General features: G+C 65.9%; 12 protein-coding genes. 5 read left to right on the top strand and 7 right to left on the bottom strand.

Annotated features, from left to right (window positions below):
• Nucleotides 1-85: 85 nt before the first annotated feature.
• The 4 genes from CS1BSM3_RS07040 to CS1BSM3_RS07025 all read right to left on the bottom strand — a co-directional run bounded on the left by CS1BSM3_RS07040 (nucleotide 86) and on the right by CS1BSM3_RS07025 (nucleotide 3277).
• A complete protein-coding gene (locus CS1BSM3_RS07040; RefSeq protein ID WP_072386290.1) occupies nucleotides 86-346 on the bottom strand; it encodes a hypothetical protein in 261 nt (86 codons plus the stop codon).
• A gap of 149 nt (nucleotides 347-495) precedes the next feature.
• Complete coding sequence (locus tag CS1BSM3_RS07035) at nucleotides 496-1929, bottom strand: ATP-binding protein (protein WP_083528405.1); 1434 nt, start codon at nucleotides 1927-1929, stop codon at nucleotides 496-498.
• A gap of 53 nt (nucleotides 1930-1982) precedes the next feature.
• A complete protein-coding gene (locus CS1BSM3_RS07030) occupies nucleotides 1983-2699 on the bottom strand; it encodes a response regulator transcription factor (RefSeq protein WP_072386289.1) in 717 nt (238 codons plus the stop codon).
• Entirely contained in the window at nucleotides 2696-3277 is a 582-nt protein-coding gene (locus tag CS1BSM3_RS07025) for a MarR family winged helix-turn-helix transcriptional regulator (protein WP_072386288.1), read from the bottom strand. The genes CS1BSM3_RS07030 and CS1BSM3_RS07025 overlap by 4 nt, the downstream gene beginning before the upstream one ends.
• Nucleotides 3278-3591: 314 nt before the next feature.
• Here CS1BSM3_RS07025 and CS1BSM3_RS07020 point away from each other — a divergent pair, with 314 nt between their 5' ends.
• Both CS1BSM3_RS07020 and CS1BSM3_RS07015 read left to right on the top strand, forming a co-directional pair.
• A complete protein-coding gene (locus tag CS1BSM3_RS07020; protein WP_072386287.1) occupies nucleotides 3592-4470 on the top strand; it encodes a branched-chain amino acid aminotransferase in 879 nt (292 codons plus the stop codon).
• 170 nt (nucleotides 4471-4640) lie between these two features.
• A complete protein-coding gene (locus CS1BSM3_RS07015; protein WP_072386286.1) occupies nucleotides 4641-5087 on the top strand; it encodes a phasin family protein in 447 nt (148 codons plus the stop codon).
• Nucleotides 5088-5252: 165 nt separating this feature from the next.
• Here CS1BSM3_RS07015 and CS1BSM3_RS07010 read toward each other — a convergent pair whose 3' ends face one another.
• From CS1BSM3_RS07010 to CS1BSM3_RS07000, 3 genes are read right to left on the bottom strand one after another with little or no spacing between them, the layout of a single operon-like run.
• Nucleotides 5253-6044, bottom strand: coding sequence for an FAD binding domain-containing protein (locus CS1BSM3_RS07010; protein ID WP_072386285.1), 792 nt, complete (start codon nucleotides 6042-6044; stop codon nucleotides 5253-5255).
• 11 nt (nucleotides 6045-6055) lie between these two features.
• Nucleotides 6056-8422 carry a xanthine dehydrogenase family protein molybdopterin-binding subunit gene (locus CS1BSM3_RS07005; RefSeq protein WP_072386284.1) on the bottom strand — a complete coding sequence of 789 codons (2367 nt, stop codon included), beginning with the start codon at nucleotides 8420-8422 and terminating at the stop codon, nucleotides 6056-6058.
• Nucleotides 8423-8449: 27 nt separating this feature from the next.
• Nucleotides 8450-8938: a (2Fe-2S)-binding protein gene (locus CS1BSM3_RS07000; RefSeq protein WP_072386283.1), complete on the bottom strand. Its 489-nt coding sequence runs from the start codon at nucleotides 8936-8938 to the stop codon at nucleotides 8450-8452.
• Between the two features lie 582 nt (nucleotides 8939-9520).
• Here CS1BSM3_RS07000 and CS1BSM3_RS06990 point away from each other — a divergent pair.
• From CS1BSM3_RS06990 to CS1BSM3_RS06980, 3 genes are all read left to right on the top strand, one after another.
• On the top strand, nucleotides 9521-10504 hold the full coding sequence (locus CS1BSM3_RS06990; RefSeq protein ID WP_072386281.1) for an MBL fold metallo-hydrolase: 984 nt from the start codon (nucleotides 9521-9523) through the stop codon (nucleotides 10502-10504).
• A 155-nt stretch (nucleotides 10505-10659) separates the two neighbouring features.
• Nucleotides 10660-11979, top strand: coding sequence for an NAD(P)/FAD-dependent oxidoreductase (locus CS1BSM3_RS06985; RefSeq protein ID WP_072386280.1), 1320 nt, complete (start codon nucleotides 10660-10662; stop codon nucleotides 11977-11979).
• Nucleotides 11976-13808 carry a glucan ABC transporter ATP-binding protein/ permease gene (locus CS1BSM3_RS06980; protein ID WP_083528402.1) on the top strand — a complete coding sequence of 611 codons (1833 nt, stop codon included), beginning with the start codon at nucleotides 11976-11978 and terminating at the stop codon, nucleotides 13806-13808. Before CS1BSM3_RS06985 ends, CS1BSM3_RS06980 begins: the two co-directional genes overlap by 4 nt.
• Nucleotides 13809-14115 lie beyond the last annotated feature (307 nt).

Below are 14115 nucleotides of genomic sequence, written 5' to 3'. Positions count from 1 at the left end.
AGGTCGAGGCGCCACACGCGCCGAGCTCGACAATGACTTGTTCCAAAATGTGAAGGCCGAGCTGATGCCCGGCCTTCGTGTCCGGCTACCAGCGATGGTAGCGCCGAACGGGGCGATAGCAGCGCTGTGCCGAGCGGACGCAGCGGCCGCGATAGTTCCGCCGCGTGCAGACGCGATAGCAGCGATAGCCACGCCGATAGCGTACCTCGTCGACGATCGAACTCGTCGTCGCGAGCCGGTCGAGCACCGTCATGTTGCCAGGCGCCGCGGCCGCAGCCGAACCGGCAGTGGCCACGCCCATCACGGGAAGCAGGCCGAACATGCACGCCATCATCAACTTACGCATTCCAAGTCCTCCAGATTGCCTAGGGCTTTCGCAAATTTCCCCGACGGCAGGAGGATATCATCCTTAGGCGCATCATCACAGCGCTAATGGCCAGAATCTCGAATATTTACAAGCATTAATCTGATGGCCGCATTGTCGTCACAGGCGGCTTAGAGAGGCACGCGGATGATGGCGCGCAGGCCGCCCATCGTGCTCGTGTCGAGCGCCACGTCGCCGCCGTGGCTGCGCGCGATGTCGCGGGCAATGGCGAGGCCGAGCCCCGAATTGCCGGAGCCTTCGTTGCGTGCGTGATCGAGGCGGTAGAAGGGCTTGAACACGTTCTCACGCTCGACGGCAGGAATGCCCGGGCCGTCGTCGTCCACTTCGATGCGCAGCCATTGGCGGTCGGTCGCCGCGCGCACGACGATGCGGTTGCCGAAGCGCGCCGCGTTCGAGACGAGGTTGGTGACGGCGCGCTTGAAGGCATTGCGCTTGAGCTCGAGCACGAGGTCCGTCGGGCGCCGGCGCAGCCTCAGGTCGATCGGCACACCGAAGTGCTGGGCATCGACATAGATCTCCTCGAGAAGCTGGCGCACGTTGGTCGGCGTCGCCTGCTCGCCGCCGTCGCCTTTAGCGAAGGCGAGGTAGTCCTCGAGCATGTGCTGCATCTCGTTGACGTCGGCGCGCAATGCCGTGATCTCGGGGCTGTCGCCCAGAAATGCGAGCTGCAACTTGAAGCGCGTGAGCACGGTTCTGAGATCGTGACTGACGCCGGCCAGCATCGTCGTGCGCTGATCGACGTGCTGCATGATGCGCTCGCGCATCTCGACGAAGGCCTGCGCGGCCTGGCGGACCTCGCGCGCGCCGCGCACACGGAAATCATCGCCGACAGTGCGCCCCTTGCCGAAGGCGTCGGCGGCCTCCGCAAGGCGCAGGATCGGCCGGATCTGGTTGCGCATGAAGAGGATGGCGACGGTCAGCAGGACGACGGAGGTGCCGACCATCCACAAGAGGAAGATGTGGGAGTTCGAGGCATAGGTCTGGTTCCGCGTCGCAATGAAGCGGAGCACGGCCTTCGGATGCTTGACGCGGACCTCGACATGGCGCGACTGGCCGAGCGTGTCGATCCAGAAGGGCAGCGTGACGTGCTTGCGGACCTCGTCGGAGAGCGTGCGGTCGAGGAGCGCGAAGAACGGTTTGGGCTGGGCCTTCGGGAGATCGTCCGGCGGCAGGATCTGCATGGAGATGCCGACCTTCTCGCGCGCCAGGTTGACGAGCTTCTCCGGGTCGTCGGCAAGCGAGAAGCTGGAGTAGACGTCGATCAGGGCGGCGATGTCGCGTGCCGTCGCCTCGGAGAGGCGGCGGGTGACGGCCTGCCAGTGGCGCTCCATGAAGGTGAACGCGACGACGCTTTCGAGCAGCACGATGGGCGCGATGATGATGATGAGCGTGCGCGCATAAAGGCCCTTCGGCGCGAGCTCCGAAAAGAAGCTCGCGATCTGCGCCCATGCCGAGCGCCAGCGCAAGGTCCTGAGCTGCCGCCACCGGCTGCGGCGCACAGGGGGCAAGTCCAGCTCGCCTGCCGAGTCTCGCGCCGCAACCATCGATCCCGTCTCTCCGTGCCGGCGTGCGCGCCGGCCGATGCCTCAGTTGATGCTCAGTCGATGTAGAGGATGTAGCCCTTGCCGCGGACCGTCTGCAGATAGACGGGGTTCGAGGGATCGAGCTCGATCTTGCGTCTGAGGCGGTTGATCTGGACATCGATCGCGCGCTCGCTGCCGGTCGACTCGTCGCTTGCGAGCTCGTGGCGGGCAATGGGCGAGCCTGGGCGCGAGGCGAAGAGGCGCAGGAGGTCGCGTTCGCGCTCGGTGAGCTTGATCGTCTCGTCGCCGCGCCGCAGCTCGCCGCGCTCGACGCTGAAGGCGTAGTCGCCCATGCGGATTTCATCGCGCGGCTCGTGGCCGATACGACCGCGCCGCATGATGTTGTTGAGGCGCAGGACGAGCTCGCGGGGCTCGAAGGGCTTCGTCACGTAGTCGTCGACACCAGCCTCGAGGCCTTCGACGCGGTTCTCGGGCTCCGCTCGTGCGGTGAGCATGCAGATCGGGATGGGCGACATGCTCTTGAGGTCACGCGCGAGGTCGAGCCCGCTTTCGCCCGGCATCATGAAATCGAGGATCACGAGGTCGAAGGCGAGGCCACGCATGGCGGCGCGTGCGGTTTCTGCGTCCCGCGCCGTCGTCACGCGGAAGCCGCTATCCTGGAGATAGCGGCCGAGCAGCTCCCGAATGCGCTGGTCGTCGTCGACGAGCAGCACGTGGGGCGCGTTGTCCGGCAGCGGATCCCGGCGGGCGAGACTGCTTGCGAGCGTCATGGCTGAAGCTCTCCGTTCAGATCCTTGGACAGCTTGGGCAGGTCGAGCAAGGTGGAGACCATCTCGCGCGTTTCGGGCTCGATCATGGCCGTGAGAAAGCGGCGGATAGCAGCATCGGCGCCGCTGCCGCTGAGGCCGGTGGCGCGCCGGATGCGCCGCGCCTGCGCGTTGACGAGCCGGCGCATGAGCGCACGGCCGGCGGGCGTCACGTGCAGGCGGCGCTCGCGGCGATCGGTGTCGCCGGCCGACTGGACGACGAGGCCGCCCTCGACGAGCTGGCGAAGCACGCGCGCGAGGCTCTGCTTGGTGATGTTGAGGATGAGAAGAAGGTCGGCGACGCGCAGGCCCGGATAGCGCGTGATGAAATGGAGCACGCGGTGGTGGGCGCGGCCGTAGCCGTACTCGGCGAGAATGGCGTCTGCATCGCCGGTGAAGTCGCGGTAGGCGAAAAAGAGAAGCTCGATGAGCTGCACGGCCTCCGGCGTCGGCTCGTCGGCTGCGCCTCCATGAGGTGCGCCGGAAGCCGCCGGCACCGTCATGCGCGGCGTGGAGGGGCGACTTGAATTTACGTCAGTCATATTGACATATTTGAAGTCGATTGATACCCGTGGCAAGCGCTTTGTTGGGCCGGCTGGCCTTGGCGTGCCACCGTATCAGATCTCATTGCACAATGGTGACCATGATACGAGGAGGATGCCTCGGGCGGACGGCGTCGCGTGGATTTTCTCTTTTTCTGTGAGCACTTAACGGCTCGAGGAGAGGGAGATCCACAAGAGGCGCCAAAGGAATGATCTGCGCACAATACGGTCATCGCACACGCGCCTGACCGCGATCCGGCGGCAGGCGCCGGAGCGCCGACATTCCAAGTGTTGTCCCGCGGGAGGATACGCGCATGGCTTCCGAGTTCCTTTATTTCGGCGATAGTCAGATCTGGTACAACGGCAAGTTCATGCCCTCCGCGGACGCCCGGGTGCACGTGCTGACCCACGGGCTGCATTACGGCTCCTGCGTGTTCGAGGGCGAGCGCGCCTATGACGGCGTGGTCTTCAAGTCGCGCCAGCACACCGAGCGCCTGCACCGCTCCGCCGAGATCATGGATTTCAAGATCCCCTACTCGGTGGACGAGCTCGAGGCCGCGAAGGCCGAGGTTCTGCGCCTGAATGGCAGCGGCAACAAGTACGTGCGCGCGGTCGCCTTCCGCGGCGGCGAGAAGATGATGGCGGTCGCCGCCCAGCAGAACCCCATTCACGTCGCGATCGCGACCTGGACATGGCCCTCCATGTTCGATCCGGCCGAGCGCATGCGCGGCATCCGCCTCGACATCGCCGACTATCGCCGTCCCGACCCTGCCTGTGCGCCGACCATGGCCAAGGCGGCGGGGCTGTACATGATCTGCACGATCTCGAAGCACCGGGCCGAGAAGAAGGGCTATTCCGATGCCCTCATGTTCGACTGGCAGGGTCGCGTTGCCGAGTGCACGGGCGCGAACATCTTCTTCGTGCAAGACGGCAAGCTGCACACGCCGATCGCCGACTGCTTCCTCTCGGGCATCACGCGCGAGACCGTGATCGAGATCGCGAAGAAGCGCGGGCTTGAGGTCGTCGAGCGCCGCATCATGCCGGAAGAGCTTTCGAGCTTTTCGGAGTGCTTCATCACCGGCTCGGCCGCGGAAGTGACGCCGGTGCGCGAGATTGGCCCGTATCACTACCAGCCGGGCCGCATTTCCGAGCAGCTCCTCGCCGACTACATGGCGGGCACCGGCAGGGCCTGAGGCCTGCCGACCCTGACCCCAAACTCCTCGTTTCGCCTTCCCCGTCCGGCACTTGCGCAAGGTCAATGCGCGGGTGCCGCGATGGGCGTATGGTGAACAACGCCGGCCCACGGGGTGCGCCGGTCCCGGTGCCGTGCGTTGCGCGCCGGGTGAACGAGGAGTGCGGCGTTATGACCAATCCGAAGCAGAACCAGTCGGGCCGGTCCGAGAACGAGCCGTTCCACGGTCTGGTTGCGTCCACTGAGCAGGCGGCGAATGCCGTTGCGCCAATGATGAAGTGCGCTGCCTGTGCCAATCTCGAGTTTGCCTCGCTCGTGGGGCGGCGAGCGAAGGCCTACCTGGACATCCCCAATGAAATCGCCCAGTGCCGCGGTCCGCAGGATCTCGTCGCTGCGCAGGCCCGCTTCTGGCAGACGATGCTGCGCGACTACGCGGACTACTCGCAGCGCGTCGTGACGGCGCTGCGGTCGTTCGATGGCGAGATGGGTTCGCCACCGGGCGCACAAGGCGCGCGCGAGCGGGATACGCTGGTCTTCCCCGGCGTCTTCGGCTTTCCGGGCTGGCAGATCCCGGCGCCTGACCTGCCCCACCGGCCTGGCGAGCACCGCGCGGCGTAGGGCTGAACTGAAACGGCCGGTCGTGGTTTTTCCTTCATCCCCTCTCCCCGCGTGCGGGGAGAGGGTTAGGGTGAGGGGCGGCGGCATACGTTGACGTCGCGCTAGTTCCCGCCCCTCATCCCGACCTTCTCCCCGTAAAGAACGGGGAGAAGGGGAAGTGGGCGCTCAGCCAGCGACGGCGCGCCTTGCCATGACGCCGACGAGGTGGGCGCGGTAGTCCGCACTCCCATGCACGTCCGACATCACGTTCGACGCATCGAGCTTGATGCTGTCGAGGGCTGAGGCCGAGAAGTTCGCCGACAGCGCCTTCTCTGCCTCCGTCCAGCGGAACACGCCGGACTGGCCGGCGCCGGTGACCGCCACGCGCACGCCGCCCGCGGTGCGCGCCACCGCGACGCCGACAAGGGCAAAGCGCGAGGCCGGCTGGTCGAACTTCGCGTATGCGAAGCTCTGCGGGACCGGGAAGTTGATCTCCGTCAGGATCTCGTTTTCTTCAAGCGCCGTCGCGAACAGGCCCTGGAAGAAATCATCGGCGGAGATGCTGCGCTTGCTGGTCTGCAGCGTGGCACCGAGTGCGAGCACCGCGGCCGGATAGTCGGCCGCCGGGTCGTTGTTGGCGATCGAGCCACCGATCGTGCCTCGGTGGCGCACCTGCGGATCGCCGATGCCGCCAGCGAGTTTGGCGAGGCCGGGAATGGCGCCCTTCACGTCGCCCGACGTTGCCACAGCCGCGTGTGTGGTCATGGCGCCGATGGCGAGCCCGCCATCCTTGCGCGCAATGCCCTTGAGCGACGCGATCCCGGAGAGATCGATGATCGAATCCGGCGTTGCGAGGCGCAGCTTCATGGTCGGCAGCAACGTCTGGCCGCCCGCGAGGAGCTTGGCACCGGGCGAGGCCTTGAGCGCGAGATCCGCCTCGTTGAGCGTGCCCGGGCGGCGGTAATCGAAAGCTTGCATGGTATCCTCCCTTATTCCGCCGCCATCTTGCGTGCCGATTTTTGCGCCGCGCGCCACACCGCTTGCGGTGTTGCCGGCATTGCAATGTCCTCGTGCCCGAGGGCGTCTGTAATCGCATTGATGAGCGCGGGCGGAGCGGCAATGGCGCCGGCCTCGCCGCAGCCCTTCACGCCGAGCGGGTTCGACGGGCAGGGCGTGGTCGTCATCGCGACGTTGTACGACGGCAGGTCATCGGCGCGCGGCATGGTGTAGTCCATGAAGCTGCCGGTGATGAGCTGGCCGTTCTCGTCGTAGACGGTGTGCTCGAGCATGGCCTGGCCGACGCCCTGGGCAATGCCGCCGTGCACCTGTCCTTCGACGATCATGGGATTGATGAGGATCCCGAAATCGTCGACGGCCGTCCAGCGGTCGATCCTCGTGTGGCCGGTTTCAGGATCGATCTCGATCTCGGCAATGTGCACGCCCGAGGGGAAGGTGAAGTTCTTCGGGTCGTAGAACGAGCCTTCCTTGAGCCCGGGCTCGATCACTTCCGGATCGAACTTGTGGGCGACATAGGCCTGCAGCGCGACCTCGCCGAAAGTCATCTTCTTGTTCGTGCCGCGGCCGAGGAACTCGCCGTTCTCGAAGTCGACGCTGTCCTCCGGCACTTCCATGCAGGCGGCGGCAACGCGCTTGCCCTTGGCGATGATCTTCTCCGAGGCTTTCACGATCGCCGAGGCACCGACCGCGCCCGAGCGCGAGCCGTACGTGCCCATGCCCATCTGCACTTTGTCGGTATCACCGTGCACGATCGAGACCTGCTCGATGGGCACGCCGAGCTTCGACGCAATGACCTGGGCGAAGGTCGTCTCGTGGCCCTGGCCGTGGCTGTGCGAGCCGGTCAGCACCTCGATGGTGCCGACCGGGTTCACGCGGATCTCCGCGCTCTCCCAGAGGCCGACGCCGGCACCGAGCGAGCCGACTGCGCGCGATGGCGCGATGCCGCACGCTTCGATGTAGGCGGAGAAGCCGAGCCCGCGCAGCTTGCCCTTCTTGGCACTCTCGGCCTTGCGCGCGGCGAGGCCCTTGTAGTCGGCCATCTCGAGGGCCTTATCGAGGGAGGCGCCGTAGTTCCCGGCATCATAGGCCATGATCACCGGCGTCTGATGCGGGAAGGACTTGATGAAGTTCATCCGCCGGAACTCGGCCGGATCGCGACCGGTCTCGCGGGCGGCAACTTCGATCAAGCGCTCGACGACGAAGGTCGCTTCGGGCCGGCCGGCGCCGCGATAGGCATCGACGGGCGTCGTGGTCGTGTAGACGCCATCGACCTCGCAGTAGATGGCCGGGATGTCGTACTGACCCGAGAGGAGCGGCGCGTAGAGGTATGTCGGCACCGAGGAAGCGAACGTCGAGAGATAGGCGCCGAGGTTGGCCTTCGTGCTCGCCCTGAGCGCCAGGATCTTGCCGCTCACGTCCATGGCGAGCTCGGCGGTCGTGACGTGATCACGCCCGTGCGCATCGGCGAGGAAAGCCTCCGTGCGCTCGGCAACCCACTTCACCGGACGGCCGACTTTCTTGGCCGCCCAGATGCAGACCGTCTCCTCGGCATAGATGAAGATCTTCGAGCCGAAGCCGCCGCCTACATCCGGGGCGATCACGCGCAGCTTGTTCTCGGGCGCAATGCCGATGAAGGCCGAGAGCACGAGGCGCGCGACGTGCGGGTTCTGGCTCGTCGTGTAGAGCGTGAACTGGTCCTGGCCCGCGTCGTAGTCGCCGATCGCGGCGCGCGGCTCCATGGCGTTCGGCACGAGGCGGTTGTTGACGATGTCGAGCTTCGTCACATGCGCCGCCTTCGAGAAGGCCGCGTCGACCGCGTCTTTGTCGCCGAGGTGCCACTGGTAGACGGTGTTGCCCGGCGCCTCGTCGTGGATCTGCGCCTTGCCGGCGGCCTGCGCGCTCGCCACGTCGACGACCGCCGGCAGCTCGCCGTAGTCGACCTGAATGAGACCGGCGGCGTCCTTGGCCTGATCGAGCGTCTCGGCGATGACGACGGCGACGTGGTCGCCGACATAGCGCACCTTGCCCTGCGCGAGCGCGGGATGTGCGCCCGCCTTCATGGGCGAGCCGTCCTTGGAGTGGATCATCCAGCCGCAGATGAGGCCGCCGATCTTGTCGGCTGCGAGATCCGCGCCGGTGTAGACACCGAGCACGCCGGGCGAAGCGAGCGCCTCGCTCACGTCGATGTTGTTGATCGTCGCGTGCGCGACCGGCGAGCGGGCGAAGACCGCGTAGGCCTGTCCGTGCCGGTTGATGTCGTCGACGTACTGGCCCTTGCCAGTGATGAAACGCAGATCTTCCTTGCGCTTGACTGAAGCGCCAATGCCCTGATCCGTCATGGGGATATCTCCTGTCCGCCTGTCACGCTACTCGGCAGCGACCTTGGCGCCTGCCATCGCGGCGGCACCCGTTTCGATCGCGCGGACGATGTTGTGATAGCCGGTACAGCGACAGAGGTTGCCCTCGAGCTCCTTGCGGATCGTCGCCTCGTCGAGCTTCGCGCCATGTCGGTTCACGATGTCGACGCCGGCCATGATCATGCCGGGCGTACAGAAGCCGCACTGCAATGCGTGATGCTCGCGGAAGGCTTCCTGCATGGGATGGAGTGTCGTGCCCGTGGCAAGGCCTTCGATGGTGACGACCTCGGCGCCCTCGCAGGAGGCGGCGAGAACAGCGCAGGATTTGACCGACTGGCCATTGAGATGGACCGTGCAGGCGCCGCACTGGCTGGTGTCGCAGCCGACGTGGGTTCCCGTCAGTCGAAGGTTGCTGCGAAGGAAATCTACGAGCAGCGTTCGCGGATCTATGTCCGCGGTGACGCGGCGCCCGTTGACTGTCAGCGAGAGTTTGATCATTCGGCGTCCTCCGGTTCGGCGTTCTTATTTGTACGCGGTGCGTGGCGTCTGGATGTCGGACGGGTCTCCTTGCGATGCGGTGTGCGGCCGTGCCGGGCGGTGCGCTGCAGCAAGCCTCTGAAACTACGAGTTAGTGTCCCGATTCCGAAGTTCGCCATACCTTGAAGCTGGTGTCGCGAGCGAACTTCGGAATCAAAAGGGACACTAAAAGAATAGTCTTGCTAGTGTGATTCAGATCGAGAAATTCGCTCCATGCTGTGCCGCGAGTAATGGCGAATTTCTCGGTCATCACACTAGTATGCAGACTGATCCTGCGCCGTCGTATCGAGGCCGTCAAGCAGCAGCGGCGCGGGAGCGACCAAAGGCTAGATGCGCGCTTCGCCGATCGAGCGATGGACTTTGCTGCGATGCGACCTCACGGATTGTTCAAGTCGTCATGTGTCTTCCGGTGGGGGCCGCCATCGAAAGGTCGTGCGGCTGCCGCTATTGTGAAAATGCAGTAACGGCTGCCACGCCGCCGCGAGCCATCTTCGGGTGACCCGCGGCGTGGCGTATTTGAATGACAAGGGAGGAACTGGGATTATGACGAAGCATTCTTCGGTGACACGCCGCGATGCGCTCAAGCTCGCGGGGGGCGCCGCCGCACTCGGCGCGCTCGGCAGCGCGATTCCACAGATTGCCCAGGCGGCCGCGCCGATGCTCGGCGTCTCGCGGCCCTCGATCTATCGCTTCAAGCTCGGGGCCTTCGAGGTGACGAACATCCTCGACGGCTACGTGCAGGGAAATGGGCCGCATCCGGCATTCGGCAACAACCAGCCGGCCGAGGTCGTCCAAGCGCTCGTCCAGGCGCACGGCTTGCCGGCGACCCGGCATGAGAACCCCTACGTCGTCACGCTCGTCAACACCGGTAAAGAGCTGGTGATGTTCGATGCCGGCAATCCCAAAGGGCGCATGAAGACAGCGGGACATCTCTCCGACCTGCTGGTCACTGCCGGCTATAGTCCGGCCCAGGTCGACATTGTCGTCCTCTCGCACGGCCACCCTGATCACATCGGTGGGCTCATGGCCGATGGCAAGCCGATCTACCCGAATGCCCGCTACGTGTTCGGCGCCACCGAGTTCGATTACTGGAACAAGGGCGAAAACATCCCGGAGGCGCGAAAGCCCACCCGCGACTTGTTCATGACCCAGGCGGCGCCGCTCGGCGAGAAGGCGACCATGATCAAGGGCAACGACGAGATCGTCAGCGGCATCCGGGCGGTGCCTGCGTTCGGCCATTCACCAGGCATGCTTGCGTTCCACATCGAGAGCGAGGGCAAGCGGCTCTACAACTGGGCGGATACTGCCAACCATTACATCGTCTCGATCCAACACCCCGAGTGGCATGTGGCCTTCGACCAGGATAAGGACATGGCCGTCGAGGTGCGTAAGAAGACATTCGACATGGTGTCGGCGGACAAGATCCCCGTGGTTGGCTTTCACATGCCGTTTCCGTCGGTCGGCTGGGTCGAGAAGACGGCCGCGGGCTACCGTTGGGTGCCGGCCAGCTTCCAGTTCAACCTGTAGGGGCCGGATCAAGTTGGGGCCAGCGGGCGTGGCGCGGTGTCGCAAAATGATTGACTTCAAACGGTCAATCATTTTGCGTTCTTGGGCGTTTTACTGATCGTCCCATGGCCGTATGAGCGGCTTCTGATACAACCCGAAGCAGCCCGAACCCCGCAATGATCCGATCCGACCCCTATTGGTGGGAAGCCGCGCCTCCGGCGACGCTGCCGCGCGAGCCCGTGCGCTCGAAATGCGATGTCGTGATCGTCGGGGCTGGCTATACCGGGCTCTCAGCCGCGATCACGCTCGCCCGGGCGGGGCGCAGCGTCCAGGTCTTCGACAAGATGCGCCCCGGCGAGGGCGCGTCGACGCGCAATGGCGGCATTGCCAGCGGCAATCTCAGGCCCTCGTTCGATGAGCTCGCCAAGAAGTTCGGCGAGGCGACGGCGCGCGCGCTGCTGCTCGAGGCCAAGGCGGCGCGCGAGGATCTCGCTCAGTTCATCGCGCGCGAAGGCATCGAGTGCGAGTTTTCGGTCACCGGCCGCTTTGCGGGGGCCTCGACGGCGGGCGACTACGAGCGCCTCGCCCGAGAGGCGGATATGCTCAAAGCGACGACCGGCATCGAGGCCTACGCCGTGCCGCGCGCCGAGCAGCGCAACTACCTCGGCACGGACTATTATCATGGCGGCGCCGTGCGCATGGATATCGGCGGGCTGCACCCGGCCAAGCTCCATGCCGGGATGCTGCGGCTCGCGCGCGGCGCTGGCGCGATCGTGCACGGCGAGACGGCCGTCACCGGCATTCGCAGCGACGGGCTCGACTACGAGGTCGAGACGGCGCGCGGCCGTGTGGCGGCACGCCATGTGATCACGGGTACGAACGGCTACACGGACCGCTCCGACCGCTGGCTGCGCCGGCGCATGGTGCCGGTGAGGAGCCGCATCATCGCGACCGCGCCGCTCTCGGACAATCTCATGCGCCAGCTCATGCCGAAGCGCATGATGCTCTCCGAGACGCGCAGGCTGCACTACTACTACCGCCCCTCGCCCGATGGCCGGCGCATTCTCTTCGGCGGGCGCGATGGGACGATTGCCGGCGAACCCACCTGGCCGACCGACCATCTGCGCCAGGCCCTCATCGACATCTTTCCTGAAGTCGAGGACGTCGAGCTCACGCATAGCTGGTTCGGCCATGTGGCCATGAACCGCGACATGATCCCGCGCATTTTCTCGAGGCAGGGAATGCGCTATGCCGCCGGCTACTGCGGCTCGGGCGTCGTATGGGCGCGCTGGGCGGGGCAGAAAGCTGCGTGGCAGATCCTCGGCGAGGACCGTGGCGCCTCGGCGCTCGACATGCGCCCGCCCGCGGCCGTGCCGTTCTACAACGGCACGCCGTGGTTCATGCCGGGTGTGTTCGCGTGGTTGACCTTCCAGGATCGCCGCGCGCATCGATACCGCAAAAGCAAGACCTCTCTTCCGAAGCGTGATCCGGCATGAGCGAGACCATCGAGACGGCAAACGACGTGCAGGGCAAGCAGGGGGCTGAGGAAGCGTCGGCAACTCTGCCACGCGTGAGCATCGTCACGACATATCGCCGGGCGCTCGGCCTGTTGGCGCCGGAGCGCGGGCTCGCCGGCAGCCTGGTCGCTGCCAACGTCGCAATCGGCGTTATCCTGCTTGCCGAGCCCATTCTGTTCGGCCGTGTCGTCGACGCGCTCTCGCAGGGTGCGGGCGCGTTCTCGCTCATCGGGCTCTGGGCCGCGCTCGGCCTTTTCGGCATTCTCGCGGGGATGGTCGTCGCGCTGGCCGCGGACCGGCTGGCGCACCGGCGGCGTCTCATCGCCATGGCGACGGCCTTCGATCAGGCGATCACGCTGCCCATCAGCTATCACGCGCGTAAGGGCTCCGGCGCCGTCATCCGCGCCATCCAGCAAGGCACGGACTGCCTGTTCGGTCTCTGGCTCGCCTTCATGCGCGATCATCTCGCCGCGCTCGTCTCGATCGCCCTGCTCATTCCGACGGCCCTGACGATCGACGTGCGCATGGCGGCGCTGCTGTTCGGCCTCGGCGCGGTCTATCTCGCCGCGAACATGTTCGTGTTCAAGCGCACGATCGATCAGCAAGGCGAGGTCGAGCGCTATCATCGCGAGCTTGCGGGCCGCGTCGGCGACGTGCTCGGCAATGTGACGGTCGTGCAAAGCTACGTGCGCTTTGAAGCGGAGTCGCAGGCCCTGCGCGGCCTCATGCGCGAGCTGCTTGCCGCGCAGTATCCCGTGCTTTCCTGGTGGGCCGGCGTCATGGTGCTGACGCGTGCGGCATCGACCATCACGATGGTGGCCATCTTCGCGCTCGGCGCACTTCTCGTTCAGCGCGGCGAGCTGTCGGTCGGGCAGGTCGTCAGCTTCGTCGCGTTCGCAAACCTGCTGATCACGCGGCTCGACGCGCTCTCGCATTTCTTTCTCGGCCTCTTTCAGCAGAAGCCGGCGATCGACGCCTATTTCGATCTGGTCGACACGACGAGCCCGGTCCTCGACCGTCCCGGCGCGCGCGCGCTCGAACAGCCGCGCGGGCACGTGCGCTACGAGGATCTCACCTTCCGCTTCCCCGATGGCACGATCGGCGTCAAGGACGCGAACTTCGAGGCCCTGCCGGGCGAGACCGTGGCGCTCGTCGGGCATACGGGGGCCGGCAAGACCACGGCGCTCGCCCTGCTGCAGCGTCTGCGCGATCCGCAGGAAGGGCGCATCACCATCGATGGCCACGACGTGCGCGATGTCACGCTCGCCTCGCTACGGTCCTCGGTGGCCGTCGTGTTCCAGGATGCAGGTCTGTTCAATCGCACGATCGCCGAGAACATCCGCATCGGCAAGCCGGGCGCGACCGATGAAGAGGTAAAGCGCGCCGCCGAGCTTGCAGGCGCGCACGACTTCATCATGCGCAAGCAGGGCGGCTACGATTTCCTGATCGGCGAGCGCGGCACGGCGCTGTCCGGCGGTGAGCGCCAGCGCCTTGCGATCGCGCGCGCTATCCTCAAAGACGCGCCGATCCTCATTCTTGACGAGGCGACGAGTGCGCTCGATGCCGAGACCGAGGCACGCATCAAACGTGCCCTCGATGCGCTCCGCAAAGGGCGCACCACCTTCATCATCGCGCACCGCCTCTCGACGGTCGCCAATGCCGACAAGATTATGGTGATGCAGCACGGCGAGATCATCGAGCGCGGCAAGTTCCGCGAGCTGGTCGATCAGGGCGGCCTCTTCGCGCGCCTCGTCGCGGAAGGCGGCTTCACCGAGCCGACCGAGGTGAAGGAGAAGACCGAGGCGTAGCGGTGTGTGGTCGTGCGTCTCGTACGTCGTGGCTTCGCCACGAGTGGGGCCTCGGGCCCCACGCCCCGACCGGGGGACACCCCCGGAGCCCCCGTCTTTTATAAATTTGCAGTTTGCCGCGAGCGCGACAGCATCCCCTCTCCCCGCTCTTGCGGGGAGAGGGTTAGGGTGAGGGGCAGCGGCAAACGCTGACGTCGGCAAATGGGCCGCCCCTCATCCCGACCTTCTCCCCGTAAGGACGGGGAGAAGGGGAAGTGGGCACCACACGCGAACGCTCTCCACATGGCCGCCGCGGGCGTAGCACCAC

Source organism: Hyphomicrobium sp. CS1BSMeth3 (genome assembly GCF_900117415.1).
Classification (GTDB): Bacteria; Pseudomonadota; Alphaproteobacteria; order Rhizobiales; family Hyphomicrobiaceae.
The sequence above is the reverse complement of the archived record's forward strand: the minus strand, read 5'-3'. Positions and strand labels throughout refer to the sequence as shown.

Bases quoted from the DNA above. Each gene is read 5' to 3' on its own strand.
- CS1BSM3_RS06985 (WP_072386280.1), top strand. From the start codon at position 10,660: ATGATCCGATCCGACCCCTATTGGTGGGAAGCCGCGCCTCCGGCGACG.
- CS1BSM3_RS07020 (WP_072386287.1), top strand. From the start codon at position 3,592: ATGGCTTCCGAGTTCCTTTATTTCGGCGATAGTCAGATCTGGTACAAC.
- CS1BSM3_RS07035 (WP_083528405.1), bottom strand. From the start codon at position 1,929: ATGGTTGCGGCGCGAGACTCGGCAGGCGAGCTGGACTTGCCCCCTGTG.
- CS1BSM3_RS07005 (WP_072386284.1), bottom strand. From the start codon at position 8,422: ATGACGGATCAGGGCATTGGCGCTTCAGTCAAGCGCAAGGAAGATCTG.
- CS1BSM3_RS07000 (WP_072386283.1), bottom strand. From the start codon at position 8,938: ATGATCAAACTCTCGCTGACAGTCAACGGGCGCCGCGTCACCGCGGAC.
- CS1BSM3_RS07010 (WP_072386285.1), bottom strand. From the start codon at position 6,044: ATGCAAGCTTTCGATTACCGCCGCCCGGGCACGCTCAACGAGGCGGAT.
- CS1BSM3_RS07015 (WP_072386286.1), top strand. From the start codon at position 4,641: ATGACCAATCCGAAGCAGAACCAGTCGGGCCGGTCCGAGAACGAGCCG.
- CS1BSM3_RS07030 (WP_072386289.1), bottom strand. From the start codon at position 2,699: ATGACGCTCGCAAGCAGTCTCGCCCGCCGGGATCCGCTGCCGGACAAC.
- CS1BSM3_RS07025 (WP_072386288.1), bottom strand. From the start codon at position 3,277: ATGACTGACGTAAATTCAAGTCGCCCCTCCACGCCGCGCATGACGGTG.
- CS1BSM3_RS06980 (WP_083528402.1), top strand. From the start codon at position 11,976: ATGAGCGAGACCATCGAGACGGCAAACGACGTGCAGGGCAAGCAGGGG.
- CS1BSM3_RS06990 (WP_072386281.1), top strand. From the start codon at position 9,521: ATGACGAAGCATTCTTCGGTGACACGCCGCGATGCGCTCAAGCTCGCG.
- CS1BSM3_RS07040 (WP_072386290.1), bottom strand. From the start codon at position 346: ATGCGTAAGTTGATGATGGCGTGCATGTTCGGCCTGCTTCCCGTGATG.